This is a genomic window from Halorubrum tebenquichense DSM 14210, from assembly GCF_000337415.1.
Taxonomy (GTDB): Archaea; Halobacteriota; Halobacteria; order Halobacteriales; family Haloferacaceae; genus Halorubrum; species Halorubrum tebenquichense.
This window is the reverse complement of record NZ_AOJD01000053.1, coordinates 44,343-69,345: the sequence shown is the minus strand read 5'-3', so window position 1 is coordinate 69,345 and position 25,003 is coordinate 44,343. Positions and strand designations below refer to the sequence as shown.

At 69.1% G+C, this 25,003-nt stretch carries 23 protein-coding genes and 1 pseudogene; 11 read left to right on the top strand and 13 right to left on the bottom strand.

The window, feature by feature from the left end; translation table 11 throughout:
• Window positions 1-174: 174 nt before the first annotated feature.
• Window positions 175-817: pseudogene (locus C472_RS18135) on the top strand (histidine kinase N-terminal 7TM domain-containing protein); the annotation flags it as partial.
• An 87-nt stretch (window positions 818-904) separates the two neighbouring features.
• Window positions 905-2,227, top strand: coding sequence for a PAS domain S-box protein (locus C472_RS10280; RefSeq protein WP_394295123.1), 1,323 nt, complete (start codon window positions 905-907; stop codon window positions 2,225-2,227).
• A 21-nt stretch (window positions 2,228-2,248) separates the two neighbouring features.
• On the opposite strand, the gene C472_RS10275 is transcribed toward C472_RS10280, so the two are convergent.
• The 6 genes from C472_RS10275 to C472_RS10250 form a co-directional block, all read right to left on the bottom strand.
• Window positions 2,249-2,716: a hypothetical protein gene (locus tag C472_RS10275; RefSeq protein WP_006629766.1), complete on the bottom strand. Its 468-nt coding sequence runs from the start codon at window positions 2,714-2,716 to the stop codon at window positions 2,249-2,251.
• Window positions 2,713-3,873 (bottom strand): thiolase family protein, encoded by a 1,161-nt coding sequence (locus C472_RS10270; RefSeq protein ID WP_006629765.1) that lies wholly within the window; start codon window positions 3,871-3,873, stop codon window positions 2,713-2,715. Before C472_RS10270 ends, C472_RS10275 begins: the two co-directional genes overlap by 4 nt.
• 64 nt (window positions 3,874-3,937) lie before the next feature.
• The gene (locus C472_RS10265) at window positions 3,938-4,681 is read right to left on the bottom strand and encodes a bacteriorhodopsin (protein ID WP_006629764.1); all 744 of its coding nucleotides are present in this window, start codon (window positions 4,679-4,681) and stop codon (window positions 3,938-3,940) included.
• Entirely contained in the window at window positions 4,678-6,225 is a 1,548-nt protein-coding gene (locus C472_RS10260) for a methyl-accepting chemotaxis protein (protein ID WP_241432965.1), read from the bottom strand. The genes C472_RS10265 and C472_RS10260 overlap by 4 nt, the downstream gene beginning before the upstream one ends.
• A gap of 115 nt (window positions 6,226-6,340) precedes the next feature.
• Window positions 6,341-8,683 carry a DNA mismatch repair endonuclease MutL gene (mutL, locus tag C472_RS10255; RefSeq protein ID WP_006629762.1) on the bottom strand — a complete coding sequence of 781 codons (2,343 nt, stop codon included), beginning with the start codon at window positions 8,681-8,683 and terminating at the stop codon, window positions 6,341-6,343.
• Window positions 8,684-9,140: 457 nt separating this feature from the next.
• Window positions 9,141-10,274 (bottom strand): ABC transporter ATP-binding protein, encoded by a 1,134-nt coding sequence (locus C472_RS10250; RefSeq protein WP_006629761.1) that lies wholly within the window; start codon window positions 10,272-10,274, stop codon window positions 9,141-9,143.
• 241 nt (window positions 10,275-10,515) lie between these two features.
• Here C472_RS10250 and C472_RS10245 point away from each other — a divergent pair, with 241 nt between their 5' ends.
• Genes C472_RS10245 through C472_RS10235 form a run of 3 tightly spaced genes read left to right on the top strand, consistent with a single transcriptional unit; the run spans window position 10,516 to window position 13,856 of the window.
• Entirely contained in the window at window positions 10,516-11,787 is a 1,272-nt protein-coding gene (locus C472_RS10245; protein ID WP_006629760.1) for an extracellular solute-binding protein, read from the top strand.
• Between the two features lie 15 nt (window positions 11,788-11,802).
• Entirely contained in the window at window positions 11,803-12,798 is a 996-nt protein-coding gene (locus tag C472_RS10240; RefSeq protein WP_049906517.1) for a carbohydrate ABC transporter permease, read from the top strand.
• Window positions 12,795-13,856, top strand: coding sequence for a sugar ABC transporter permease (locus tag C472_RS10235; protein ID WP_006629758.1), 1,062 nt, complete (start codon window positions 12,795-12,797; stop codon window positions 13,854-13,856). Before C472_RS10240 ends, C472_RS10235 begins: the two co-directional genes overlap by 4 nt.
• A gap of 149 nt (window positions 13,857-14,005) precedes the next feature.
• Here C472_RS10235 and C472_RS16370 read toward each other — a convergent pair whose 3' ends face one another.
• Together C472_RS16370 and C472_RS10230 are read right to left on the bottom strand one after the other, a co-directional pair.
• Complete coding sequence (locus C472_RS16370) at window positions 14,006-14,482, bottom strand: NUDIX domain-containing protein (protein ID WP_006629757.1); 477 nt, start codon at window positions 14,480-14,482, stop codon at window positions 14,006-14,008.
• A gap of 152 nt (window positions 14,483-14,634) precedes the next feature.
• Window positions 14,635-15,666: a glutathione S-transferase family protein gene (locus C472_RS10230; protein ID WP_006629756.1), complete on the bottom strand. Its 1,032-nt coding sequence runs from the start codon at window positions 15,664-15,666 to the stop codon at window positions 14,635-14,637.
• 508 nt (window positions 15,667-16,174) lie between these two features.
• On the opposite strand from C472_RS10230, the gene C472_RS10225 reads away from it, so the two are divergent.
• Window positions 16,175-17,428: an NAD(P)/FAD-dependent oxidoreductase gene (locus C472_RS10225; protein WP_006629755.1), complete on the top strand. Its 1,254-nt coding sequence runs from the start codon at window positions 16,175-16,177 to the stop codon at window positions 17,426-17,428.
• 52 nt (window positions 17,429-17,480) lie between these two features.
• Here the strand turns inward: C472_RS10225 and C472_RS10220 are convergent, their stop codons facing one another.
• The 3 genes from C472_RS10220 to C472_RS10215 form a co-directional block, all read right to left on the bottom strand.
• Window positions 17,481-17,897, bottom strand: coding sequence for an Hsp20/alpha crystallin family protein (locus C472_RS10220; RefSeq protein WP_006629754.1), 417 nt, complete (start codon window positions 17,895-17,897; stop codon window positions 17,481-17,483).
• Between the two features lie 3 nt (window positions 17,898-17,900).
• Window positions 17,901-18,056 (bottom strand): DUF7559 family protein, encoded by a 156-nt coding sequence (locus C472_RS17545; protein ID WP_006629753.1) that lies wholly within the window; start codon window positions 18,054-18,056, stop codon window positions 17,901-17,903.
• Window positions 18,057-18,133: 77 nt separating this feature from the next.
• A complete protein-coding gene (locus C472_RS10215; RefSeq protein ID WP_049906514.1) occupies window positions 18,134-18,544 on the bottom strand; it encodes a hypothetical protein in 411 nt (136 codons plus the stop codon).
• Window positions 18,545-18,671: 127 nt separating this feature from the next.
• On the opposite strand from C472_RS10215, the gene C472_RS10210 reads away from it, so the two are divergent.
• Both C472_RS10210 and C472_RS10205 read left to right on the top strand, forming a co-directional pair.
• On the top strand, window positions 18,672-20,534 hold the full coding sequence (locus tag C472_RS10210; RefSeq protein ID WP_006629751.1) for a radical SAM protein: 1,863 nt from the start codon (window positions 18,672-18,674) through the stop codon (window positions 20,532-20,534).
• A gap of 3 nt (window positions 20,535-20,537) precedes the next feature.
• The gene (locus C472_RS10205; RefSeq protein ID WP_006629750.1) at window positions 20,538-21,422 is read left to right on the top strand and encodes an MBL fold metallo-hydrolase; all 885 of its coding nucleotides are present in this window, start codon (window positions 20,538-20,540) and stop codon (window positions 21,420-21,422) included.
• A gap of 252 nt (window positions 21,423-21,674) precedes the next feature.
• Here C472_RS10205 and C472_RS10200 read toward each other — a convergent pair whose 3' ends face one another.
• Window positions 21,675-22,295, bottom strand: coding sequence for an HAD family hydrolase (locus C472_RS10200; protein ID WP_006629749.1), 621 nt, complete (start codon window positions 22,293-22,295; stop codon window positions 21,675-21,677).
• Between the two features lie 88 nt (window positions 22,296-22,383).
• Window positions 22,384-22,866: a DUF7321 family protein gene (locus C472_RS10195; protein ID WP_006629748.1), complete on the bottom strand. Its 483-nt coding sequence runs from the start codon at window positions 22,864-22,866 to the stop codon at window positions 22,384-22,386.
• Between the two features lie 116 nt (window positions 22,867-22,982).
• On the opposite strand from C472_RS10195, the gene C472_RS10190 reads away from it, so the two are divergent.
• From C472_RS10190 to C472_RS10180, 3 genes are all read left to right on the top strand, one after another.
• Window positions 22,983-23,867 (top strand): DUF7319 domain-containing protein, encoded by an 885-nt coding sequence (locus C472_RS10190; protein WP_006629747.1) that lies wholly within the window; start codon window positions 22,983-22,985, stop codon window positions 23,865-23,867.
• A gap of 95 nt (window positions 23,868-23,962) precedes the next feature.
• Window positions 23,963-24,610, top strand: a complete 648-nt coding sequence (locus C472_RS10185) for a halocyanin domain-containing protein (protein WP_006629746.1) — start codon at window positions 23,963-23,965, stop codon at window positions 24,608-24,610.
• Window positions 24,607-24,996 carry a DUF7318 family protein gene (locus C472_RS10180; protein WP_006629745.1) on the top strand — a complete coding sequence of 130 codons (390 nt, stop codon included), beginning with the start codon at window positions 24,607-24,609 and terminating at the stop codon, window positions 24,994-24,996. Before C472_RS10185 ends, C472_RS10180 begins: the two co-directional genes overlap by 4 nt.
• The last annotated feature ends 7 nt before the right edge of the window (window positions 24,997-25,003 follow it).

The window sequence follows — 25,003 nt, the reverse complement described above, 5'->3', positions numbered from 1 at the left end:
GAATCGAATTTTGGGAATTGTTGTCTGTCTAAAATACTCTAAATCATCTACAAAGCGCCTGAATTCGATTGCCTCTGACTCGTCGGACCACCAATGGCGAATCAGATCGAGTCTTATTACCACACCTGAGAAAATGTCCGTGGGTTTATTTGTCGCGTACGAATTTGTCGTCGTATGGGATTTTCACCCGGTATGATCACCTGGGCGCTGTTCGGGATCTCCGGGTTGAACCTCGGGATTGCCGCTGTCGCGGTTCGACGCAGAGAGGTGCGCGGCGCAGTCGCGTTCTCGCTGGTGATGATCTGCGTGTCTCTCTACTCGCTGGGCACCGGAATCCGCGCCGGGAGCACCACGCTCTCGCTGTATCAGGTCGGGACAGTCGTCAAATTCGCCGGGATCCTCGGACTCGGGCCGACCCAACTCCGCTTCGGACTGATATACACCGGTCGGGAGTCAGTTCTCACTCGCCGCTACTGGGCACCTGCTCGCGTGGCCGGTCGCCACCTTCGCGCTCATCGTGACCGCACCGGTACACGACCTTCTGTGGACCGTCCAAGGGTTTAGCAGCAGCGCCCCGCTGGCCGCGGTCGACCGGGCGAACGGGCCGCTGTTTTGGCTGACGCTGGCGTACACCTACGCCCTGTTACTCACCACGTACTCGTTGCTGCTCGTCTTCGGGGTCAGGCGCGGCGGCCGATACCGTACTCAGGTTCTGTTGATGCTCTCGGGCGGAATCATCCCGGTCATCGGTAGTTTCCTCCTCCTGTACAGCGGCGACCTGTCGGCGGCCTTCGACCCGACCGCGTTCGCCAACACGGCCACCGGCGTCGTGTTCGCCGTCGCGCTCTTCAGGTTCGGCTTCCTCGATCTGGCCCCCGTCGCGAGGCATACTCTCGTCGACGAGATGGTCGACCCGGTGTACGTCGTCGACACCGACGACCGCGTCGTCGACGTGAACGTGGCCGGTGTGGAGCTGCTCGAGGAGGGGGCCGGTGAGCCAGTCGGGCGGCCGGCGGCCGAGGTCGTACCGCTGTATGACTCGTTCGACGAGCGCACCGGCGACTCGGACGTGACCGTCGAGCGCGACGGGTCGCTGCGGTTCTTCGATATCAACCGAACGCCGTTGACCGACCGGACCGGAACGGCGATCGGGTCGCTGTTGATCTACCGCGACGTCACGGAGCGACACATCACCGAAAAGCGGTTCGAACGGCTCATCGAACGGTCTTCGGACGTCATCGCGGTGATCGACGAGGACGGGGACATCACGCACGTCAGCCAGTCGGTGGAAGAGATTCTCGGCTACGTGCCGACGGCGTTGATCGGTGCGAACGTCATCGAGAACGTTCACCCCAACGACCGAGACGAACTCAGCGCCGAGCTCTCCGCCCACGGCACCGAATATGGATACACAAGCTCCTACAGGGTCAGGTTCCGCCACGCCGACGGGGAATGGCGGGTCCTCGAAGTGCGGGCGCGGAACCTCCTGGCTGACCAGTTCGTGGAGGGTATCGTGCTGAACTCTCGCGACGTCACCGAAAAGGAGCGGCAGAAGCGGAAGCTCGAACGGCAGAACGAGCGCCTCGACCAGTTCGCCAGCATCGTCTCGCACGACCTCCGAAACCCACTGAACGTCGCGACAGGTCACGTAGACATGCTCGACACGGACGCCCGAAGCGAACAGGGCGACTCGATCGAGACGGTTCAGCGTCAGCTCGAACGGATGGAGGCGATCATCAGCGACGCCCTCACGCTCGCTCGGTCGGGCGAGGTGATCTCCGAAGCCACGGAAGTCCGGCTCGAGGACATCGCCCACACCGCGTGGCAGAACGTCGACACCGCCGAGGCCGACCTCGTCGTCGACACGTCGCTCGCTCTCGACGCTGACAGGGACCGACTGCTCAACGTCTTCGAGAACCTGTACCGGAACAGCGCCGAACACAACGAGACGACGGGTCTGACCGTTCGGGTCGGATCGCTGTCCGAGACGTTCGGTTTCTACGTCGAAGACACCGGCGAGGGGATCCCCGAGGACAAACGCGATCGGGTGCTCGAACAGGGGTACACGACCAACCGGGAGGGGACCGGGTTCGGGCTCGCGATCGTCAGGGACATCGTCAGGGCGCACGGGTGGCGGATCGCGGTCTCCGAGAGCGACGAGGACGGCGCGAGGTTCGAGGTCGAGTGCTCCGAGGTACCCCTGGAAGAGCGGCCGCAGACGGCCTGAAACCCCGGTCACACCGGCCCTTCAGACGGGGCGAAACCGGAAGCCGTCCCAGCCCTGACTCTCCGGCTCCCGGATCCCCGCGCCCGGCTCGCGCAGTTCGTCGGCGTAGACGGGCTCGACGCGGTCGCCAATCTCCACGTCGAACTGCTCGGCGTCCTCGCCGTCGCCGTCCTCACCGCCGCCGTCCGCGCCGTCGCGCGGCGCGATCTGCCCGAGCGCGCGGACCGGCGGTCCGTCGTAGCCGTCGCCCATCTCGAACTCGACGATCGCGAGGGTGTTCGGCTCGCGGACGCCCGGCGGCGTCGCGGTCGAAGTCGTCCACGTGACGACGCGCGCCTCGCGCTCGCGGAGGTCGACCGTTCCGACGCGCTCGGAGCCGTTCGGTCCCACGGTGTGGGGCGGGTACGTGACTGTCCCGTCCGCGTACTCCGCCGCCTCGAAGGTCGGTTCGTCGCCCGCTCCCGTCTCGCCGCTCTCGGTGTCGCTCATTGGCTTCCCTCCAGAATCGTCGTCGTCACGCAGTTCCCGAACCCGCCGACGTTACACGCGAGCCCCGTGTCGGCCTCTACCTGCCGCGGCCCGGCGTTCCCGGTTACCTGCTGGAATATCTCGTACACCTGTGCGACGCCGCTGGCCCCGAGCGGGTGGCCCTTCGACTTGAGGCCGCCCGAGGTGTTGATCGGGAGGTCGCCGTCGCGGTCGGTGACGCCCTCCTCGACGGCCTTCCACCCCTCGCCCTTCTCGAAGAAGCCGAGGTCCTCGCTCTGGAGGAACTCTAAGATCGTGAACATGTCGTGGAGCTCCGCCACGTCGACGTCGTCCGGCCCGATGCCGGCCATCTCGTAGGCGACCTCGGAGGAGTCGACGACGCCGCCCATCGTCGTCGGGTCCGCGCGCTCGTGGACGACGTGGGTGTCGGTCGCGCCGCCGATCCCCGAGATTACCGCGTAGTTGCCGTCCGGCGCGTACTCCTCGGCGACGGACTCCGGACAGAACACGAGCGCCGCGGAGCCGTCCGTGATCGGACAGAAGTCGTACAGCCGGAGCGGGTCGGCGACGATCGGCGAGTCCAGCACCGTGTCGAGGTCGACCTCCTTCCGGAACTGCGCGTGGGGGTTGTCCACGCCGTTCTTGTGATTCTTCACCGCGACCTTCCCGAGGCTCTCGCGGGGCGCGTCGTACTCGTCGAGGTAGAGCCGCGCCGTGAGCCCCGCGAACGAGGGGAGCGTCACGCCGTGCTTGTACTCGACGGGATGCGTGAGCGACGCGATCACGTCGGTCGCCTCCGAGGTCGTCCGGTGGGTCATCTTCTCGCCGCCGACGAGCATCGTGAGGTCGCTCGCGCCGGAGGCGACGGACTGCCACGCGGCGTACACGCCCGCGCCGCCCGACGAGGAGGTCTGGTCGATCCGGGCGGTGTAGGCCGGCTGGGCGGCGAGGTCGTGGGCGAGCGCGTTCGGGACGCCGGTCTGGCCCTCGAACTCGCCGCTGGCCATGTTCGAGACGTACAGGTGATCGAGGTCGTCGCCGTCGACGCCGGCGTCGTCGAGCGCGGCCGCGCCCGCCTCCGCCAGCAGCTCCCGCACCCAGGCGTCGCGCTGCCCGAACGGGGTCATCGACGCGCCGACGATCGCTACGCGGTCCATACGCGTGGGTCCGTCGCGGTCGCCTAAAGCGTACCTCTCTGCGGCCGCGACGACCGACCGCCGTTCAGTCGGCCGCGGCGGGCGCGTCGTCGCCGAGCGCGCTGGGCGCGTCGCTCCCGGTCGCGACGTCCGTCCTCTCGATGTCGAGGAACGCCCGCCGCCGGGCGTAGAAGAAGTAGACGTACGGCACCTTCGCCAGCACGTCGAGGAAGGCGTACGTCAGCGCGGCGGCCACCCCGCCGGTGAAGCCGATCCCCGCCGGCCCCATCAGCCAGACGAACGGGTACGCCAGCCACAGCAGCCCGACGTGGTTCTTGAGCAGGCTGAACAGCCCCTTCTGCATCGGATCGTCCGGGACCGACCGGGGGAAGATCACGTACAGGTACGCGAAGAGCGAGACGTGGAACACCGCGGAGACGCCGAACAGCCCCCACTTGAGCGTCCCGCCCGTGAGGACCGCCCCGGCACCGAACGCGATCATCAGCGCGTCGGCGAGCATCACGCCCGCGATGGCGCGACGCGACGCGCCCGCGACGTACCCGATGAACCCGACCAGGAGCGGCGTGGTGACGATCCAGTCCGCGTAGCGGAGGCCGACGAACTCGACGCCGTCGACCGTGAACGTCCCGATCCCCAGCGCCATCCCGACGTAACAGATCCCGGCGAAGCCGGGGATGATCGCCAGCGCGGCCAGCCGACCGCGGTGGGCCGACCCGCTCAGCTTCCGGTACAGCACGGCGGTGATCCCGACTCCGACGAGGAAGCCGACCGCGGCCACCCAGTAGGCGGCGCTGACCGGGTCCGTCATCGCGCACCCCCGTCGGTCGTCGCCTGCGGACGCGCGGTCCCGGCCTCCGCGGCCGGCCCGCCGGCGGCGGACTCGTCCGTTTCGACGGTGAACGCGGACACGCGGTCCTGAAGCGTCGTCACGGCGTCGGTCTGGAACTCGCGCAGCGAGTCGGACACGTCCTCGACGACGGACTGCCCCTCCTGTATCTCCGTCGCCGTCTCCTCGGCCGCCTCCGCGGTCTCCGTACTGAGTTCCGTGATCTCGTCGACGGAGCCGGCGGTGTCCTGTACCGTGTCGGCCTGATCGGCGGTCGTCCGGCGGATCTCACCGAGCGAGCGGCTGATCTCGTCGACGGAGTCGGCGATGGTCTCGATGTCGGACAGCGTCGACTCGACGGTGTCGGTCCCGGTCTGGACGCGCTCCTGCGTCGAGCGGATCGACACCGTCACCTCCTCGGTCTGGTCGGCGATGTCGTCTATCATGGTGTCGATCTCGTTCGCGCGCGACTGCGTCTCCTCGGCGAGCCCCTTCACCTCCTCGGCGACCACGCTGAACCCGTCGCCGGAGCCGTCGGCCCGCGCCGCCTCGATGGAGGCGTTCAGCGCGAGCATGTTCGTCTGTTCCGCGATCTCGCCGATGATGTCGACGATCTCGGTGATCTCGTCCATCCCCTCCTGAAGCTGTTCGACCCGGTCGACGGCCTGTTCCGCCTCGGCCTCGACCTCCGCCATCTCGTTCAACGCGCTCTCGGAGGAGCTCCGGGCGTCGTCGCTCGTCGCCGCGACCGTCTCGCTCCGGTCCGAGAGGTCGTCGACGGTCGCCGCGATCTCCTCGGCGGACGCGCTGACGGTCTCGATGTCGGCCGCGATGGACTCCAGTTCGGCGCGCTGGTCGCTCGCCTGCCCGCGGATCGTCGTCGCGCTCCCGGTCGCGCTGGCGACGCGCTGTTCGACCTCGTTGCTCATCTCCGCCATCTCGCCGGCGTCGGCCTCGATCCGGTCGGCCATCTCGCGGACCGTCTCAACGGTCGCCTGGAGGTCGTCCATCATCCGGTTGAACGACTTCCCGACGGTCGCGAGGCTCTCGTCGCTCTCGTCGACGTCGACGCGCCGCGTGAGGTCGCCGGTCGCCGCCTGCTCCATCACGTCGGCGTACCGGTCGGCGGTCCGGCGGTACCGGTCGGCCATCTCCGTCGCCTCCGTCCGGGCGTCCTCCAGCTCCTCCTGCGTCCGTTCCATCTCGGCCAGTCGGTCCTTCAGCGAGAGTCGCATGTCCTCGATCGACCCCGCGAGCTGTCCGAACTCGTCTGTCCTCGTCGATCGGACCTCTCGGTCGATGTCGCCGTTGGCGACGCGCCGCGTCTGCTCCCCGATTTCGGTGACGCTGGCGATCGTCTCGGCCGCGTTGATCGACCCCAACGTCAGTAGTCCGGCGACGGCCGCGACGACCGTCGCGTTCGCGTCGTCGGTGACCACGCCGACGGCGACGATAAACGCCCCCGTCGCGACGTATCCGGCCCCCAACTTCGCCCCGTAACTGTTTTTCACCGCTGCTATCGGCATACGACATATCAGGGGAACCAACGTGTTAAACGGCCTCCCGAGAGTATCAGTACTGATATCGAGCTGCTCTTCCGCCTCGCTCCGCGGCCACGTACGAGCGGGCTACGCCCGGAGATCACTCGGCGCGTCGACCGCCGTGACCCGGGTAATCGCGCTCGAAGCGGGACCCGATCTCCTCGCGGTCCAGTCGGATGACGACCGGCCGGCCGTGCGGGCAGGCGTACGGGTTCTCGCAGCCGTCGAGCCGGTCGAGGAGGTCGACGACCCGCCCCTCGGTCAGCGAGGTGTTGCCCGTCACCGAGGGGTAACACGCGAGGTCGGCGAGCAGTTCGTCGACGGCGTCCGTGACCGGCTCGTCGCCCGCGGCGGCGTCGTCGACCAGCGCCGACAGGGCGTCCCGCAGGAGGTCCGGGTCGAGCGCGGCGTCGAAGACGGCCGGGACGGCCGTGACCGCGACCTCGCGGTCGCCCGCCCGCTCGGCGCGGAAGCCGATCCCGGTCAGGTCGTCGACGAACTCCTCGAACAGCGCCGCCTCGCGGGCGGTCAGCTCGATGCGGACCGGTTCGGCGAGCGCCTGCGCGTCCGCGCCGTCCGCGAAGACGGCTTTGAGCCGCTCGTAGTTCACCCGCTCGTCGGCGGCGTGCTGGTCGATCAACACGAGGCCGTCCGGCGCTTCGGCGACGACGTACGTCTCGTGGAGCTGGCCGAGTATCCGCAGCGAGGGCAGCGAGTCGAACTCGCGCTCGCTCCCGGTCGCCTCGCCGTCGAGCGTCCGCTGTCGGGTCGCGGGCCGCGCTCGGGGAGCCGAACGCGTCGCGTCCGAGGGGGCTTCCTCCTTCGATTTTTCCGACGACGCGTCGTCGGCTTCCGCGTCCCCGGCGGTCGGAGAGCTTCCGACCGGCGTGTCCGGGTCCGATCCGCCGGCGTCGCGGTCGACGGAGCCGGTCGCGCCCTCGGTGACGCCGCCGGTCTCGCCGCCGCGCGAGTCGCTCTCCGTCGCCGATTCCGCGCCGGTCCCCGCCGAGTCGTCCTGCCAGCTCCGGGGCGACGGTCGAGTGTCGTCGCTCGCTCCGGGGGCCAGTCCGCCGTTCGATCCGGCGCTCGCGCCCTCGCCCGCCACGTCGGCGTCCTCGTCCGCGCCGCCGCCGAGGTCGTCGACCGCCCACGCCGCCTCGTCGTCGGGGGCGAGTTCCGTCGGGCTCGCGGGGTCCTCCGTCGACTCCGCCGCCGCTGACTGCTCGGGCGTCGTCGCCGACCCGGACGCGCTCGGCGGGTCGCGCCCGTCGCGCGCGGCGCGTTCGTGATCCGTGTCCGCGCCGCCCACGGCCTCGTCGGTCGGAGCCTCCGGGCTGACGGCGGTCTCGTCGGGGGCCGACTGCCCGCGAGGTGCCGTCGACCGGATCAGCCCGTGGTCGAGCAGGGCGTCCTCGACGGCCGCCTCGACCGCCGACCGGACCGCCGGCTCCTCGTCGAAGCGCACCTCCAGCTTTCGGGGGTGGACGTTCACGTCGACGTCGCCGGCCGGGACCTCGACGAAGAGGACGGCGAACGGGTAGCGGTCGGGGGCCAACTGGCCGCCGTAGGCGTCGAGGGTCGCCTCGCGGAGCGCGCTCGCGGTGACGTACCGCCCGTTGACGTACGTGGCGAGGTAGTCGCGGGTCGAGCGGGCCGTCTCCGGGTGCGAGACCAGTCCGGTCACCCGATCGACCGGCGGATCGCCCGCCGGAGCGCCTGTCCCGTCTCCGTTCGCGTCCTCCCCGTCCTCGGGCGTCCAGTCGACGTCGATCATCGACTCGGCGACCTCGCGGCCGTAGACGGCGAGGACGGCCGAGCGGAGGTCGCCGTTCCCCTCGGTGGCGAACGTCTCGCGGCCGTCGTGTTCCAGCGACACCGCGACGTCGGGATTTGCCAGCGCGTAGCCGGTCACGACCGTGTTGACGTGGTCGAACTCCGTGGCGGTCCGCTTGAGGAACTTCTCGCGGGCGGGAGTGTTATAGAAGAGGTCGTCGACCTCGACGGTCGTCCCCGCGGGACAGCCCGCCGGGCGGACCTCGCCCACCTCGCCGCCCTCGACGGTGATCTCAGCGCCCGCCTCGGCGTCCGGGGGCCGTGACCGGACCGTGAGTCGGGAGACCGCGCCGACGGTGTACAGCGCCTCGCCCCGGAAGCCGAGCGTGCCGACGCCGCGGTCGAGGTCCTCGATGTCGCCGATCTTCGAGGTGGCGTGTTCCGCGACGGCCGCCTCCAACTGGTCCGCCGGGATACCGACCCCGTCGTCGCGGACGCGGATCCCCTCGGTGCCGCCGGCCTCGACCGAGACGGCGACGCGGCTCGCGCCCGCGTCGAGGCTGTTCTCGACCAACTCCTTCACGACGCTCGCGGGCCGCTCGACCACCTCGCCGGCCGCGATCCGCTGGACGGTCCGCTCGTCCAACCGCTCGATGTCTGGCGGCTCCATTCGTACGCTCCGTCTGACGAGCGCGCACTTCAAGCCGTTGTCGCCCGCTGCGGCGACGCGGGAGGGAACGCGTATCGAGCGACGCCGTCGGTTAAAAAGGACCGCGGTGGCGCGTGCCTGCGAGCGCCCGGCAGGGCGCGAAGCCAGCACGCGCGAGGGAGTCGCGGCCGCTTTTAAGCGGCCGCGACGAGGCTGGGGCTTCGACGGTCTCGGCCGTGGAATCGTTCACCGCGGAAACAGTCACGTATAGCCGAGCGACTGAAGCTCCGGAGTCGTTCGCCGACGATCCGGTGTTCGATACTTATAAACGAGCGACTGAAGCACCGGAGAAAGCCACCGCGGCGTCAGCAGCTACCGGGCACGCCTACCGGGCTCCGATAGCGCTCGCTCCTCGACCGGTAAGAAAGTACGAAGGATCGGTTCACAGCTGAAGCCCGAATCCGAAAACCGGTCCCACCTAAGCGACCGCGGCCGCGATCTCCTCGTCGGTGAGGAACACGTCCTCGCCGGTCTCGGCGTCGAACAGGTGGAGGTCCGCCTCGTCGAAGACGACGCCGACCTCGTCGCCGGCCTCCGGCTGGACGTCCGGGGGCGAGCGCGCGAGGAAGTCCTCGTTCACGTCGAGGTGGACGTAGTTGTCGGAGCCGATCGGCTCGACGACCTCGACGGTCGCGGTGAGCGTCTCCTCCCCGGTCGGCCGCTCGACGACGTCGATGTTCTCGGGGCGGATACCGAGCGTGTACGGACCGCTTTCGAGGTCGTGGCCCGCGACGTACTCGCGGCTGAGCGTGATCGTCAGTCCGGATGACTCGTCGCGGATCGTCGCGCTCGTCCCGTCCGTCTCCACGTCGACGTTGAGGAAGTTCATCGACGGGGAGCCGATGAAGCCGGCGACGAACTCGTTCACCGGGTTCTGGTACACCTCGGTCGGCTCGCCGACCTGCTGGAGCTCGCCGTCGTTCAGGATGGCGAGGCGGTCGCCCATCGTCATCGCCTCCTCCTGATCGTGGGTGACGTACATCGCGGTGACGCCGAACTCCTTCTGTAGCTTCTGGATCTCCGCGCGCATCTCCGTGCGGAGCTTCGCGTCGAGGTTGCTGAGCGGCTCGTCGAAGAGGAACACCTCCGGCTCGCGGGCGATCGCCCGGCCGAGGGCGACGCGCTGTTTCTGCCCGCCGGAGAGCTCGTCGGGCTTGTCGTCGAGGAGGTCCTCGATGCCCATCATCGCCGCCATCTCGCGGACCCGCTCGTGGCGTTCTTCCTTCGTCATGTCGGTGCTCATCTTGAGCCCGAACGCCATGTTCTGCCGGACCGTCTTGTGCGGGTACAGCGCGTAGTTCTGGAACACCATCGCGACCGGGCGCTCCTTCGCGTGGACCTCGGTGACGTCCTCGTCGTCGAAGCTGACCGTCCCCGAGGTCGGCTCCTCTAAGCCCGCGACCATCCGGAGGGTGGTCGTCTTCCCGCACCCGGACGGGCCGACCACGGTCACGAACTCGCCGTCCTCGATCTCCAAGTCGAGGTCGTCGACGGCGACGATGGTCCCTCGGTCGAACTCCTTCCGGAGCGTATCGAGCGTGACGCGTGCCATTTCCCTGAAGACCGGTCCGACGGCTTATGAGTTCTTCGCTGTTTTTCTGATATGTGGTGAACAATCTCCTCGCAAATATCTCGATTTCGCGTGCGTCCGACGAAGAAACAGCGCAGCGCCGGGCCGTCCGCGTCGATCGGGGGCGCGCCGACTCGGATCGTTCAGGAACGATCCGAAACGATCCGGAACGATCCCAAACACTAAATGTATGAAAATATAATTCCTCATTTGTTCTGGACACATGAACGAGAAACGTAGAACGCTGCTCAAGGCGATGGGGGGATCGACTGCGCTCGCGGGGCTCGCGGGCTGTATCAGCACCGGCGGCGGAGACGGCAGCGACGGCGGAGACGGCTCCGATGGCGGGGACGGCGGGGACGGTGAGAGCGGCGGATCCGCCCGGCTGTGGGTCGACCTCTCCGACGCCGAGGACGAGGCCCTCTCCGGGTACGTCGACGAGTACGAGTCGGAGGCGGGCGATACCATCAACAAGGAAGCGCCCGGCGGCGAACTCGACCAGCAGCTCGAGACGGCGATCCCGGCCGGCGACGGGCCGGACTCGTGGATCTGGGCGCACGACTGGGTCGGCCGGTTCGCGGTGCGCGAGGACCCGCCGTTCCTCTACGACGCGAGCGACGACGTCGACGTCTCGCTCGACAGCTACACGCAGGCCGCCCGCGAGGCCGCCCAGTTCGACGGCGGCCTCTACGGGCTGCCGTTCGCGTCCGAGACGGTCGCGCTGTTCTACAACGAGGACATGGTCGACGAGCCGCCCGAGACCCTAGAGGAGATGGTCTCGATCATGGACGAGTACCACGACCCGGACAACGGGCAGTACGGGCTCTCGTACCCCGCCACCGACCCGTACTTCGCGAGCGGGTTCGTCCAAGCGTACGGCGGGAACCTGTTCGACGAGTCGAGCCTCGAGGTCGGCGTCGACAGCGACGAGTGTAAGCAGGGGATCGACGCGCTGACGACGCTGTTCGACTACGTCCCGTCCGACCCGGGCTACGAGTCGCAGATCGTCGCGTTCGCGGACGGCCTCGCGCCGTTCGCGATCAACGGTCCGTGGGAGCTCGGCAACCTTCAGGGCGAGGTCGACAACCTCGGCGTGACGACGCTGCCGACCGTCGACGGGAACAACCCGCGCTCGTACTCCGGGATCCAGCTGTTCTACTTCTCGTCGATGCTCGCGGACGCGGACCAGTCGACGGTCGACGCCGCGACCGGCCTGGCCGAGTGGTACACGACCAACGAGGACGTCGTCCTGACCAACGCCGACGAGCAGGGGTACATCCCCGTGCTGGCCGACGCCGTGGGCAACGACGACCTCTCCGCCGAGGTCCAGGCGTTCGCCGAACAGGTGGACCACGGCGTTCCGATCCCGACGCACCCGGACATGGACAGCGTCTGGACGCCGGTGACGGAGGCGCTCGAACGCGTCTTCAACGGCGAACAGGAGGGCGACGCCGCGCTCGATCAGGCCGCCTCCGAGATCCGGGAGGCGCTGTAAGCTCCACTCGGAGCCATGGCCTCTTCGCAACCCGGAACCGTCGCGAGCGGACTGTCGCGGCTCCGATCGGCGCTGCCCTTTACCAGTCGCGACTGGGGGCTGTTGCTCGTCGCGCCGGGCGTCATCCTCTTTTCGAGCTTCATGCTGTACCCGATCTTCTATCTCTTCTACATCTCGCTCACCGACGCGACGTTCGCCGGGTCGGTCATCGGGGGCGGTGCCGAGCTGATCGGGCTGGCGAACTACGTCCAGCTCATCGGCGACCCGCAGTTCCGCACGTCGATGGGGACGACGTGGCTGTTCGTCGCCGTCTCGCTCGTGGTCAAGGTGTTCCTCGCCGTGGGGATCGCCCTCCTGTTGAATCACGTCCGGGTCGCCGGGAAGCGGTACATGCGCGCGGCGGTGATCGTCCCGCTGGGGTTCCCCGGCATCTTCACGATCACCGTCTGGCGCGGCATGTTCAGCGACGCGCGCTACGGCGTGTTCAACACCATCTTGGGCCGGTACAACGATGTTATGGCGTCGCTGTCGGCCCCGCAGGCGCTCCTGTTCGACGTGCCGATCGGCTTCCTGAGCGGTCGCTGGGAGGCGTTCTTCGCGTACGTCACCACGGAGGTGTGGCTGGCGTACCCGTTCATGGTGATCATCATCGTGAGCGCGCTGCAGGACGTGCCGCGGTCGCTCCACGAGGCGGCGATGGTCGACGGCGCGGGCGCGCTCCAGCGGTTCCGCACCGTGACGCTGCCCGCGATCAAGGGGCCGGTGCTGTTCGCGTCGATCCTCACGGCCGCCACGTCGTTCCAGCAGTTCCTGATCCCGTGGGTGTTCAATCAGGGCGGCCCGTCGCGACAGAACGAGCTGATCATCGTGTACGGCTACCGCGAGGCGATCACGTTCAACCAGTTCGGGCTGTCGGCGGCGATACTGATCGTCGGTATCGCCTTCGTCGGGCTGTTCATGTACGTCGCCGTGCGCTTCGGCGGCCTCGCCGAGGGGGTGGGTGACGAATGAGCGCGATCCGCTCGTTCGCGTCGCTCGTCGCCGCGAAGCTGGTCGCGCTCGCGACCGCCCCGAAGCGGCTCGTCGTCACGGTCCAGCGCGCGGTCTACGACGTCCGGACGGGCAAGCGCACCCCGTGGGACGTCACGAAGAGCGTGCTGATGACGCTGTTCGGCCTCGCGATGGTGCTCGTGTTGCTGTTCCCGTTGTTCTGGATCACGACCGCGTCGCTCGCGGAGGGGACCCGGCTGTTCAACACGAGCGGCATCTTCCCGGACCCGACGACGTACAACCTCGACGCCTACCGGTGGGTGATCTTCGAGTCCGACTTCTTCTTCGTCGACGGCGACTGGGGCTATCCCCAACTCGTCGTCGGCGGGGGCGGCGGACTGGTGAGCTTCCGCTGGGCCGGCACGGAGACCGGTCCGGGCGCGGTGTTCAACAGCCTCTACATCGTCAGCGTGACGCTCGCCGCCGGGTTCGGGATGATCGTCCCGGCGGCGTACGCGTTCTCGCGCCGGCGGTTCGTGGGGCGAAAGCGCATCCTCTACGGCTACGTCCTCTTCACGCAGATCGGTGCCGGGCTGTCGATCGCGACGCTCGTCGCGCTCTACTCGCTGTTCAGCACCTACGGACTCACGAACAACCTCTTCATCTTGGGGCTGTTCTACGCCGCGTCGGCGATCCCGTTCAACACCTGGCTGCTGAAGACGTATATGGACAACATCCCCGTCTCCTACGAGGAGGCGGCGATGGTCGACGGCGCGAGCTTCCTCGACACGATCCGCGAGGTGATCATTCCGCTGACGAAGCCGGGGCTCGCCGTCGTCCTCATCTTCGTCTGGCTCGCCGGCTGGAACGAGTTCATCATCGCGCAGACGCTGCTCCGCCCGGAGAACTACCCGCTCTCGGTGGAGCTGTACAACATCGCGACCGAGGGTCGGTTCTCGACGCCGTGGACGCGGTTCGCGGCGTTCGCGAACCTGTTCGCGCTGCCGGTCGCGATCGTCTACCTCGCGGCGCAGCGCTCCGTCGAGGACGGCCTCTCGTTCGGCGGGATGGAAGGGTAGCCTTCCGGGTTTCAGTCTATTTATTTTTTATTTCACGAAACGCTCAGTACAGAATGACAATCCCGTAGGTATTTCGTCTGAAAGTGAGTGAAAACAGGATCTGCCGACCCGCTACAGATAGCGCTGTGAAGTGGTGAAAACGGATCCGGTCAGCCTGAGCGGTGCGTTTTTGCCGTGTTAATTGCTTCAATTCCCAATGTCACCACGTCTTCGTTGATGTCACTATTGCGAAGTTGGTTTGGCGTGAACCAACTCCACGCGTCTGCTGGTGCTTCCCCATCATCCGGATCGAATTCGCGCTGGGGAACCGTAGCATAATAGATGAGGTCAATATGTTGGTGACCAACCGTCCCATCGTACACATTGATATCGTATAGGAGGTGGTGCCGGGGCTGTGGCAGGGTTTCTACGTTTGATACAGATAGTTCAGACGTGTCGTCAAGAAGCGTCGCCTCAAGCCCCGTTTCCTCGCGGACTTCTCGTAGCCCTGCTTCGTGGGGGATCTCACCCTTATCCATGTGCCCGCCCGGTGGGATATGAATGTTGTGTCGCTTGTGTTCGTGAAGCGCGGTCGCTCCGTCATTGACGAGGTAGACCGTGGCGGTAAAATGTCGAGTAGTCTCCATACCTGCCACGACATTCCACTCATTTGTAAATAACGTCCAACCACGGTGGAACTGAAACACCGAGATGATAGATAAGCAGTTCCATCGGACGGATGTGTCTCCCGGGGAGATCCGATAAATCGGCTCTCGATAGATCCGCTCTCGTCTGCCGTTCAGTCGTCCGCGGTCGGCGTCGGCGGCGCTCCCGCGAGTCGGTCGCGGTCGTGGTCGGCCTCGAAGTCGAGGTCGGGACCGCGCGCGATGATCCCCGAGGGGGTCACGTCCGGGTGCGTGGTGTAGTAGTGTTCCTTGATGTGGTCCATGTTCACCGTCTCGGTGACGCCCTCGGTCTGGTAGAGGTCGCGGAGGTACGGCCAGAGGTTGTCGTACTGGTGAATGAACTTCCGGTTGCACATGAAGTGCGTGTGGTACACCTGATCGAAGCGGATCAGGGTGGTGAACATACAGACGTCCGCCTCGGTCAGCGAGTCGCCGACGAGGTAACGCCGGTCCGCGAGCCGGTCGTCGTAGCGGTCGAGCGCGTCGAAGAGGTCGTCGATCGCGTCGTCGTAGGCCGACTGGGAGGTGGCGAAGCCGGCGCGGTAGACGCCGTTGTTGATCGGCTCGTAGATGTCGGTGATCACCTCGTCGACGTCCGCGACGGTCGCGTCGTCGCTCTCGTCCGGAAGCAGCGACGCGCCGTTGCCGAGGTCCGCGAACGCGGTCGAGAGCATCCGCAGGATCTCGCGGGACTCGTTGTTGACGACGGTCTCCTCCTCGGTGTCCCACAGCACGGGCACGGTCACCCGGCAGGTGGCGTCCGGATCCGCTTCGACGTACAGTTCGCGGAGGTAGTCGCTGTCGCGGAGGTGGTCGCGCGTACACCCGTCCTTCTCGGGGCTGAACTGCCAGCCGTCCTCGCCGCGCCACGGGTCGACGACCGAGACGCTGATCGCGTCTTCGAGACCCAAAAGGGAGCGGGCGAGGAGGGTGCGGTGCGCCCACGGACAGGCGTAGGAGACGTACAGGTGATACCGGCCGGCCTCCGGCTGGAAGCGCTCGTCGGGCTCGGCGTCGACGTGGTCGGGCACGTCGCTGCCGGCGACCCAGTTCCGGAAGGTGGTCTCGCCGCGCTCGAACGCCCCCTCCTCGTTCGTCGTCTCGTAGGTGTCCGTCCGCCACTCGCCGTTCACGAGTTGGTTCATACCCGTAACGTGGGCTTCCACCCCTATAATGTGGGCGGGGACACACGTGTCACCGGCTGTACGCAGTCTCTGTTTGGAACTCTCCTACCGACACGAACACCGTCGAAGCCCCAGCCGCGAGGACGCCGCACGCTCGTTGCGCTCCTCGTCACTCGCTGCGCTCGTTCCTGCGGTGCTTCCGTCGCCTGCGGCNCGAAGCCCCAGCCGCGAGGACGCCGCACGCTCGTTGCGCTCCTCGTCACTCGCTGCGCTCGTTCCTGCGGTGCTTCCGTCGCCTGCGGCGTCCTCGCGACTGCCCCTTCGAATCCCGCCCCGCACAGCGTCCGCACCTCACTCCTCCCCAGCCTCGTCGCTGGCGGTCTTCGCTTCGCTCAACCGCCAGCGACTCCCTCGCGCGTGCTGTCTCGCGCCCTTCGGGCGCTCGCAGGCACGCGCCCCCGCAACGATTACGATTCGCCGGCCGCGTCGTCCCGGTGTCTTTTCGGTCGGCCGCGTCGTCGGCCGAGTCATGAACGAGCGAGCCGAACCCGCGCCGACGGTCGCGGTCGTCGGCGGCGGCGCGGTCGGCGTCACCGCGGCCGGCAACTTGGCGGTCCGCGGCGCGGACGTGACGCTCTACGAGCGCGGGGAGTTGGCGGCCGGCAGTTCAGGGCGGGCGGCGGGCCTGCTCTACGACGCCTACGCCGAGGACGTCGACGCCGCGGTCGGCGCTCGCGCGCTGGAGCGGTTCCGCGCGTTCGACCGGACGCTCCCCGGATTCTCCTTTACCCCCTGTCCGTACGTGATCGCGGTGCGCGAGGGCGACCCCGACGCCGAGGCGGTCCCGGCGATGGTCGAGCGTATGCGGGGCCACGGCCGCGAGGTCTCCGTCGTCGACCCTGACGCGCTCGGCGAGCGCTTCCCCGCCCTCCGCACCGACGACCTCGCGGTCGCGGCCGTCGCCGAAGGGGCCGGCTGGACGGACCCGCCGAGCTACGTCCGCGCGCTCGCCGACCGGGCCGCCCGCGAGGGGGTCGCGATCGAGACGGACACCCCGGTCGCGCTCGGCCCGCGGACCGAGGCGGGCCGAGAGCTGTCGGTCGTCGGGGCGGAGGAAGACGACGGTTCCGGGGCCGAGACGCGCACCTTCGACGCGGTCGTCGTCGCCGCCGGGGCGCACACCCGGTCGCTGCTCGCGGCCGACGGCGTCTCGGTCCCGGTCGTCCCGTACCGCGTTCAGGCGCTCGTCGCCGCCGCCGCCTACGACGGGCCGATGGTCTACGACGCCACCGCGGACGCGTACCTCCGCCCGCACCCGGACGGCCTGCTCGCCGGCGACGGCACGGAGCCGGTCCCGGCCGACCCCGACGGCTACCGGCGCGAGGCCGACGACTGGTTCCGCGCGGACGTCGCGACGGTCCTCCGCGAGCGCCTCGACGGCGCGGCGGCCGGCGCGGACCTCGACCCGGACGCCGCCCGGGCGTGGGCCGGGCTCTGTACCGCGACGCCCGACGGCGACCCGCTTCTCGGTCCAGTCGACGCGACCGGAGGAGCCCCTCCCGCGCTGTTCGTCGCCGCCGGCTGGCAGGGACACGGGTTCATGCGAGCGCCCGCGACGGGCGAGATCATCGCCGAAGGCGTGTTGGCGTCGCTCGACGGGATCGCGTTCGACGCGCCGGACTCGCCGTGGATCGGCGCGTTCGACCCGGCGCGGTTCGACGGGGACGAGGCGTTCGAGATCGCGGAGGGGATGTCGCTGTCCGAGCGGACTGAAGGGAAGTGATCGAGGGAAAGTGACCGAGGGGGAGTGACCGAGAGAAACGAGCGGGGCGGCGTCAGTCGTCCGCTTCGACGACGTCGACGTCGCCGGACCCCTCTCGCTTGGGGATCTCGACGTGGAGCGTGCCGTTGCGCGTGAGGGTCGCGTTCGCGCCCTCGGGGGTCACGTCGGCGTCGCGGGGGAGGTCGACGCTGCTCGACAGCGAGACGCCGCGGCCGGGGAACACGAGGTCGTAGCCGTCGTAGAAGTCTCGGAAGCGTTCGAGGCTCACCTCGACGGTGTGATCGAGGAAGGTGACGTCGACGTCCTCGCCGCGGACGCCCGGGGCGTCGAAGACGACGAGGTACGCGTCGTCGCTCTCGAGGAGGTCGTACGAGAGGGGACGGCGCTCCTGTACCTTCCCCCACCCGCGGCCGACGCGTTCGAGGGCGCTACGGAGCGCGGACCGACCCGTCTCGACGAGTCCGGACACGGCTCACACCTCGATTTCGACGAGCTCGCTCCCGCCGCAGTACGGACACGAGAGGTCCTCGACGGCGTGGTCGTCGGGCACGTCGTACGTGTAGTGGTTCTCGAACATATCTAACTCGCAGTCGTCGCTCTCGCACTTGACCTCCATCGTCGATGGCATATACGAACCAGTTGTGTCGGCGAGGGCTTAAACGGCGTGGCGGCGGCGGTCGAGTCGCGCGAACCGGTTCCCCTCGGTCACGCCGGTTCGGCGCGGTACCGTTCCGGGACGACGGTCCGCTCGGCCAACAGGGCGACCGCGCCGCCGCAGACGACCCCCACGACGACCGCGTCCATCATCGACAGGAGCGAGGCGTCGCTCGCGACGGCGAGGACTCCGACGAGCAGCGCGAACGCGGGGAGACTGACGACGAGGAGGACGCGCCCGTACGTCCCGCGCCGACTCGCCGGCAGCCGGTCGCGAGCGAGCCACGCGACCGGACCCGCACCGAGGGCGGCGACGACCGTTGCTCCGACGATCATTCCCCACGGGACGGGGCCGGATTCGACGAGTCTGCCGGCGCTCAGCAGGGCGAACAGTCCGAGGAGGCCGTAAGTAAGAAGCGTCGAGCGGCGGGGCGTCAGGAAACTATCGTCGCGGAGGGACATACGTTTTCACACGCGGATGACGCTAATAAATCGGTCGGCGGTCCCGTCCGGTCCCTGCTGGCTCCCGTCTCTTCCCCGACGGACCTTCCGCACGCTTTTCCCCTCTCGGCCGCCTACTCCGGGTAACATGAGCGATTCCTCGGCGGCCGGCCGCGGCTCCCTCCCGCCCGACCCGGCCGACCTCTCCGTCACCATCGTCGACGGCTACGTCGACGAGCCGGCCCACTTCGGCGTCCCGCCGTACCTCTCGACGTACCCCCGGTACACGGCGGGCGCGCTCGTCGACGCCGGCGTCCCCGAGTCGCGGATCACCTACCACACCATCGACGAACTGCGCGACGACCGGTCGAAACACGCCGACGTGGCGGACGCCGACCTGATGGTGTACGTCGGCGGGATGACGGTGCCCGGCAAGTACGTCGGCGGCACCCCCGCGGAGCCTGACGAGGTGCGCGAACTCGGCTGGACCGCCGACGGCGTGACGCTGCTCGGCGGCCCGGTGCGGTTCGGGGTCGGCGAGGAGAACGCGGGCGCACAGGAGACGCAGCGCGACGACCTCGACTACGACTTCGTCGCGATGGGCGACGTCGAGGCCGCGGCCCACGACCTCGTCCGCGAGGGGTTAGAGGGGTACGGCAACCGGATGCGGACCAACGAGGAGGTCGACCGCTGGGCGCGGCAGGGGGCGTTCGTCGTCGGGCAGCACCCGAACCACCCGGACTACCTCATCTGCGAACTGGAGACCTCCCGCGGGTGCGCGTATCGGTGTTCGTTCTGTACGGAGCCGCTGTACGGCGACCCCGCCTTCCGCGCGCCCGGCTCCGTCGTCGGCGAGGTCGACGCGCTCTCGGACCGCGGGGTCGCGCACTTCCGGCTCGGGCGACAGGCCGACATCCTCGCGTACGGCGGCGACGGCGAGGCCCCGAACCCCGACGCCCTCCGAGATCTGTACGGCGGGATCCGGGAGGTCGCACCGGACCTCCGCACGCTCCACCTCGACAACATGAACCCCGTGACGATCACGGACTACCCGGAGGCGTCCCGGGAGGCGATCCGAGTCATCGCCGAGCACAACACGCCCGGCGACACGGCCGCGTTCGGGCTGGAGTCGGCCGACCCGGTCGTCCAGGAGGAGAACAACCTGCTCGTCACCGCCGAGGAGTGTCTGGAGGCCGTCCGCGTCGTCAACGAGGAGGGCGGCTGGCGGCCGGGCGACGCCCCGGAGACGACCCCCGGCGACCCCGACCGCGTGACGGGCCCCTCGACCGGGCCGGACGCCTCGCCGCGGCTGCCGAAGCTGCTTCCCGGGATCAACCTCGTCCACGGCCTGACCGGCGAGCGCCCGGAGACGTACGAGCACAACAAGCGCTTCCTCCAGACGGTGTACGACGAGGGGCTGATGCTCCGCCGGATCAACATCCGGCAGGTGATGGCGTTCGCCGGCACCGAGATGGCCGAGACGGGTGCCGAGATCGCCCAGGAGCACAAAGACCAGTTCCAGGCGTACAAGCGCGAGGTGCGCGAGACCATCGACAACCCGATGCTCGACCGCGTCGTCCCGCCGGGGACGGTCCTGCCGGACCTCCACCTCGAGTACCACCAGGACGGCAAGACGTTCGGCCGACAGCTCGGGACCTACGCGCTCCTCGTCGCGGTCCCGGGCGAGCGCGAGCTGGGGACCACCGTCGACGTGGCGGTCACCGACCACGGCTACCGCTCCGTGACGGGCGTCCCGTACCCGCTCGACGTCAACGCGGCCTCGATGGACGAGCTGACGGCCATTCCGGGGATCAACCGGAACACGGCCGGCGACATCGTCGTCGGACGCCCCTACGACTCGGTCGCGGACGTCGACGCGGTCGACCCCGGAATCGTCGACCTCGCGGCGTACGCGGTCGCCGGCGACACCGACGTGCCGATCCCCGGGCGCGACCGTCCCGGCTCCGGGCCCGGACCGGCCGTCCGGTCGTCGCTCGGCCGCGGGGACTGACCGATGGCGGGCGACGACGGACCGGAGTCCGACCCCGGCGGCTCCCCCGCGGTCACCCGCGTCGAGGTCCCGGTCGACACCCGAGCGCCGGGCGGCACCACCAACGCCTACCTCCTCGACGGCCTGCTCGTCGACCCGGCGGCCCGGACCGACGCCCTCGACGCCGCGGTCGCGGAGCGCGGGGCGGCCGACGCGGTCGCCCCCGCCGTCGAGGCGATCGCGGTCACTCACGCCCATCCGGACCACGTCGGGGCGGTCGCCGAGTACGCCGAGGCGACGGGGGCGACCGTCGTCGCCCGCGAGGGTCGCGTCGACCGGTTCGCCGCGGCGACCGGGATCGACCCCGACGAGACGGTCGCGCCCGGCGAGACGGTCGCCGACACCGGGGTCCGCGTCGTCGACACCCCGGGCCACGCGCCCGACCACGTCGCGTTCGCGGCCGGCGACCCGGCGGCGAAGTCCGACCCGTCGGCGGGCGGGTCGGGGCGGTCCGTGCTGTGCTGCGGCGACCTCGCGGTCGCCGAGGGGAGCGTCGCGGTCACCGCGCCCGAGGGGGACCTGGCCGCGTACCTCGCGAGCCTCGAACGCGTGCGCGACGCCGGCTACGACCGGATTCTCCCCGGGCACGGGCCGGCGATCGACGACCCGGCGGCGACGTGCGACCGGCTGATCGAACACCGGCGCGCCCGCGAACGCGACGTGATCGCCGCGGTCGACGCCGGCGCGACCGACCTCGACGCGGTCGTCGACGGCGCGTACGAGAAGGATCTGGCCGGCGTGCGCGACCTCGCGCTCGCGACGGTCGCGGCGCACGTCGAGAAGCTGGTCGGCGAGGGGCGGGTCGACGAGGCGTGGCGCGCGCGGCTGGCGGACGCCGGGTTCGACTGACCGCGACCGTCCGAACGCCCGGACGACCCTACTGCTCGGCTTCCGACCTACTGCTCGGCTTCCGACCTACTGCTCGGCTTCCGACCTACTGCTCGGCTTCCAACTCCGCGACGACCGCCGACAGCGGCGTCTCCGTCACGTCGACGAAGCGCCANTGGTTCGACTGACCGCGACCGTCCGAACGCCCGGACGACCCTACTGCTCGGCTTCCGACCTACTGCTCGGCTTCCGACCTACTGCTCGGCTTCCGACCTACTGCTCGGCTTCCAACTCCGCGACGACCGCCGACAGCGGCGTCTCCGTCACGTCGACGAAGCGCCCGCCGGCGGCGACGACCCCGCCGTCGGTCTCGGCGTCGTCCCCGACGTGGACGAGCCCGGTCGTCGAGGTCCCCAGCGCCTCGGCCGCGGCCTCGAACGCGGAGGGGTGGGGTTTCCGCCAGCCGCAGCCGATGCTCGTCGTGACCGCGTCGAACTCGCCGCGGAGCCCCGCGCGGATCAGCGTCCGCGGGACGAGTTCGGGCACGGCGCAGTTCGAGAGCAGCCCCACCGGGCCGCGCTCGGCCGCGCCGCGGACCGCCTCCAGCGCGCCGTCGCGCCGGGTAACGTCGGGATCGAACGCGGCGATCACGGCGTGTCTGGCGGCGTTCTCCGTCACGTCGACGCCGCGGGAGTCGAGCGCGCGGGCGACGTGGGCGGGGAGGGGCACTTCCGCGCCGGCCGGTGCCTCGACGTGTCGCTCGCCGTACGCGACGTGCCAGTCGTCGGGGACCGCCACGTCGCGGGACTCCAGTTCGCGCGCGACCGCTTCCGCCGGGTCCGACGGGTACTCGACGCCGACGAGGGTCCCGAACAGATCGAAGGTGACTGCCACGATATCACCTGTTAAGACCAAACCCGGATTGAAGCTGTCGGTCGCCGGAACGCTTCGCGACGCCGGTCGGCCGTCGAGCGTCGAGCGGTCAGAACAGCGAGCCGAAGTGGAGCGTGAGGAGCCGGTAGATCCCGGTCACCCACGCGCACAGCCACAGTAGCATGAAGCCCGCGACGCCGGCGCGGAGCCGCTTCCGCCAGTGGCCCATGTCCTCGTGGATCTCGCCGATGTCGACGTCGGGGTCCTCGTACGCGTCGGCGTTCCGCTTGGCCTGGAAGATCCGGACGATGCCGGTCAGCGCGAACGCAAGCAGGGCGTACGCCTGAACGCCGAAGAAGGCGTGGAGGATCGCCATCCCCGTCAGCTGGTCGAGGATGCGCGGGAGCATCCACCCGGCGAGGGGGACGGTCGTGAGCAGGAGCCCGGCCACGATGTACCGCAGGTGCCGCATCAGCACGTTCCACGACACCGTCTCGGCGTCGATCATGATCCAAGCGCCGTACAGGAGGAAGGGGAGACTCGACGTCACAGAGGCCCCGGCCAGCGCCGCGATGACCGACTCGTCGACCATGCGAGCGGCTACGCGCTCCGGCGCGTAAAGCCCCGCGATCCGCGGCCGGCGGGTCGGTCCCGTTGCCCGGGCGCGGACGAAAACAGTTAGCGTCAGGAGCACGTACCGTCGAGACGATGGAGGACACCTCGACGCGGTCGGAGTCGGAGTCGCCGCCGGAGGAGCCGGCAGACCCGGCGTCCGACGGTTCGGGAGGCCCGGACGCGGAGGCCGAGACCGACGGGTCCCGCCCGGCCGGCTCCGGCGGCGACTCCGGGGACGAGACCGACATCGAGGCGCTCCGCGAGCGCGTCGAGTCGGAGTACGACTTCGACGACTTCGGTCCGTCGGACATGGCGGAGATGAGCGCGGAGGAGTGGGACGCCGCCTTCGACCCCGACACGTGGATCACGGGCGAGCGACTCCTCGACCGCGTCGACGCCGAGCTGAAGTCCCGGATCGCGACCCGAGACGTGTTCGGGGTCTTAGAGCGCGTCCGCGAGGACGGCGAGGAGCGCATCCTCGTCTACTCCGACGAGGGGTACGCGATCATCCGCCCCACCGGAGAAGTGCGCGGCGAGGGGACGGTCCTCCGCGACATAGAGCCCGTCGTCGCGCTCGCGGCGATGGACTCCTACGAGGTGCCCGAACCGCCCGAGGACTGGTCGCTCCCGCACCCGGACAGCGTCCCGGAGGGGTCCGGCGAGTTCGGCAACCTCGTGATACAGGTCGTCGCCGCGATTCAGGTGCTGGCCGGCGTCGCCCTCCTCGTCGCGAGCGCCGTCGCCGACCTCGGGACCATCGTCGCGCCGGCGATGGGTATCGTCTTCCTGCTCGTGGGCGGATTCCTGTTCGCGATGGTGGCGAACGCGCGGCTCTCGGACCGGTTCCGTTCGGAGGAGTACCGGGACCGACTGCGGGCGCTCCGCGAGGCCAAAGAGCGGCCCAAGTTCGTCCCCGTCGAGGACGGCGTCGTGACCGACGAGGCCCCCGTCGAGAGTGACCGCGACCGCGACGAGTAATCCGTCGATTTCGGCGGTCTCAGCCCCCGAAGCCTCCTCCACGTCGGCGGTTTCAGTCGGTGGGTTTAAGCGGACCCCGTCCTGAGGGAAACTGTATGAAAAGGCGGGACTTCGTGCGGACGGCCGGCGGCGCGACCGCCGCCGTCGCGGCCTCCGCCGGGGCGACCGGAACGGCGGCTGCACAGGAAGTGGAACCCGACTGGCCGAGCGGTGCTTCGGGCGGGAACGTCGGGTCCTACACCGACGCCCGCGGCCAGGACGAAGTGACCATCTCGGTCGGGGCCGGCAGCAGCGGCCTCGCGTTCGACCCGACGCTGGTGTGGGTCGACGAGGGGACGACAATCGTCTGGGAGTGGACGGGCAACGGCGGCGCACACAACGTCCAGACGGTCGACGACGGCGGCCCGGCCGCCCTCGACAGCGGCGACCCCGTCGACGAGGAGGGATACACCTACGAGTACGAGGCCAGCGGCGAGGACGCCGGCATCACCCACTACCACTGCGTGCCTCACACCGCTACCGGCATGCACGGCGGCATCGCCGTCGGCGAGGACATCGCGACCGTCGAGGTCGGCGGCGCGAACACCGGGTGGCCGGAGGACATCGCCCACGTCGGCGTCCCGCTCCACGCCCACTGGGTCGGCATCTCTGCCATCCTCGGTATCGGTCTGACCTTCGTGTTCACGTTCTACATGCTCAAGTACGGCGAGTCGGCCCACACGGGCCACGGGGGTGCGAGATGAGTTCCGGCGGCTCCTCGTACGGTGACATCCACCGCTACGAGCCGGCCCGCGAGAGCACCGCGGCCGCGATCGCGATCGTCCTCCTGACCGTCGTGGAGGTCGTCTTCGTGGCGCTTTTCACCTACGGGCTGATGTCCGCGTGGGCGTCGACGGAGGCCGGGAACATGTACGTCGGCGCGCTGCTGGCGCTCATCTTCATCGACCTCGCGTTCATCCTCCTGCTCTACCGGAAGGAGTTCCTCCCCGACGTGATGATCGTGAAGAAGCGCCGGCGCAAGTGGGAGGACCTGTACGTCCGGGAAGAGGACAAGGAGGGCAACGGCATCGACACCGGAAACCTCGCGGACACGCTGAAACGGGCTGTGTACCCGTACTACAAGAAGTGATTCGACA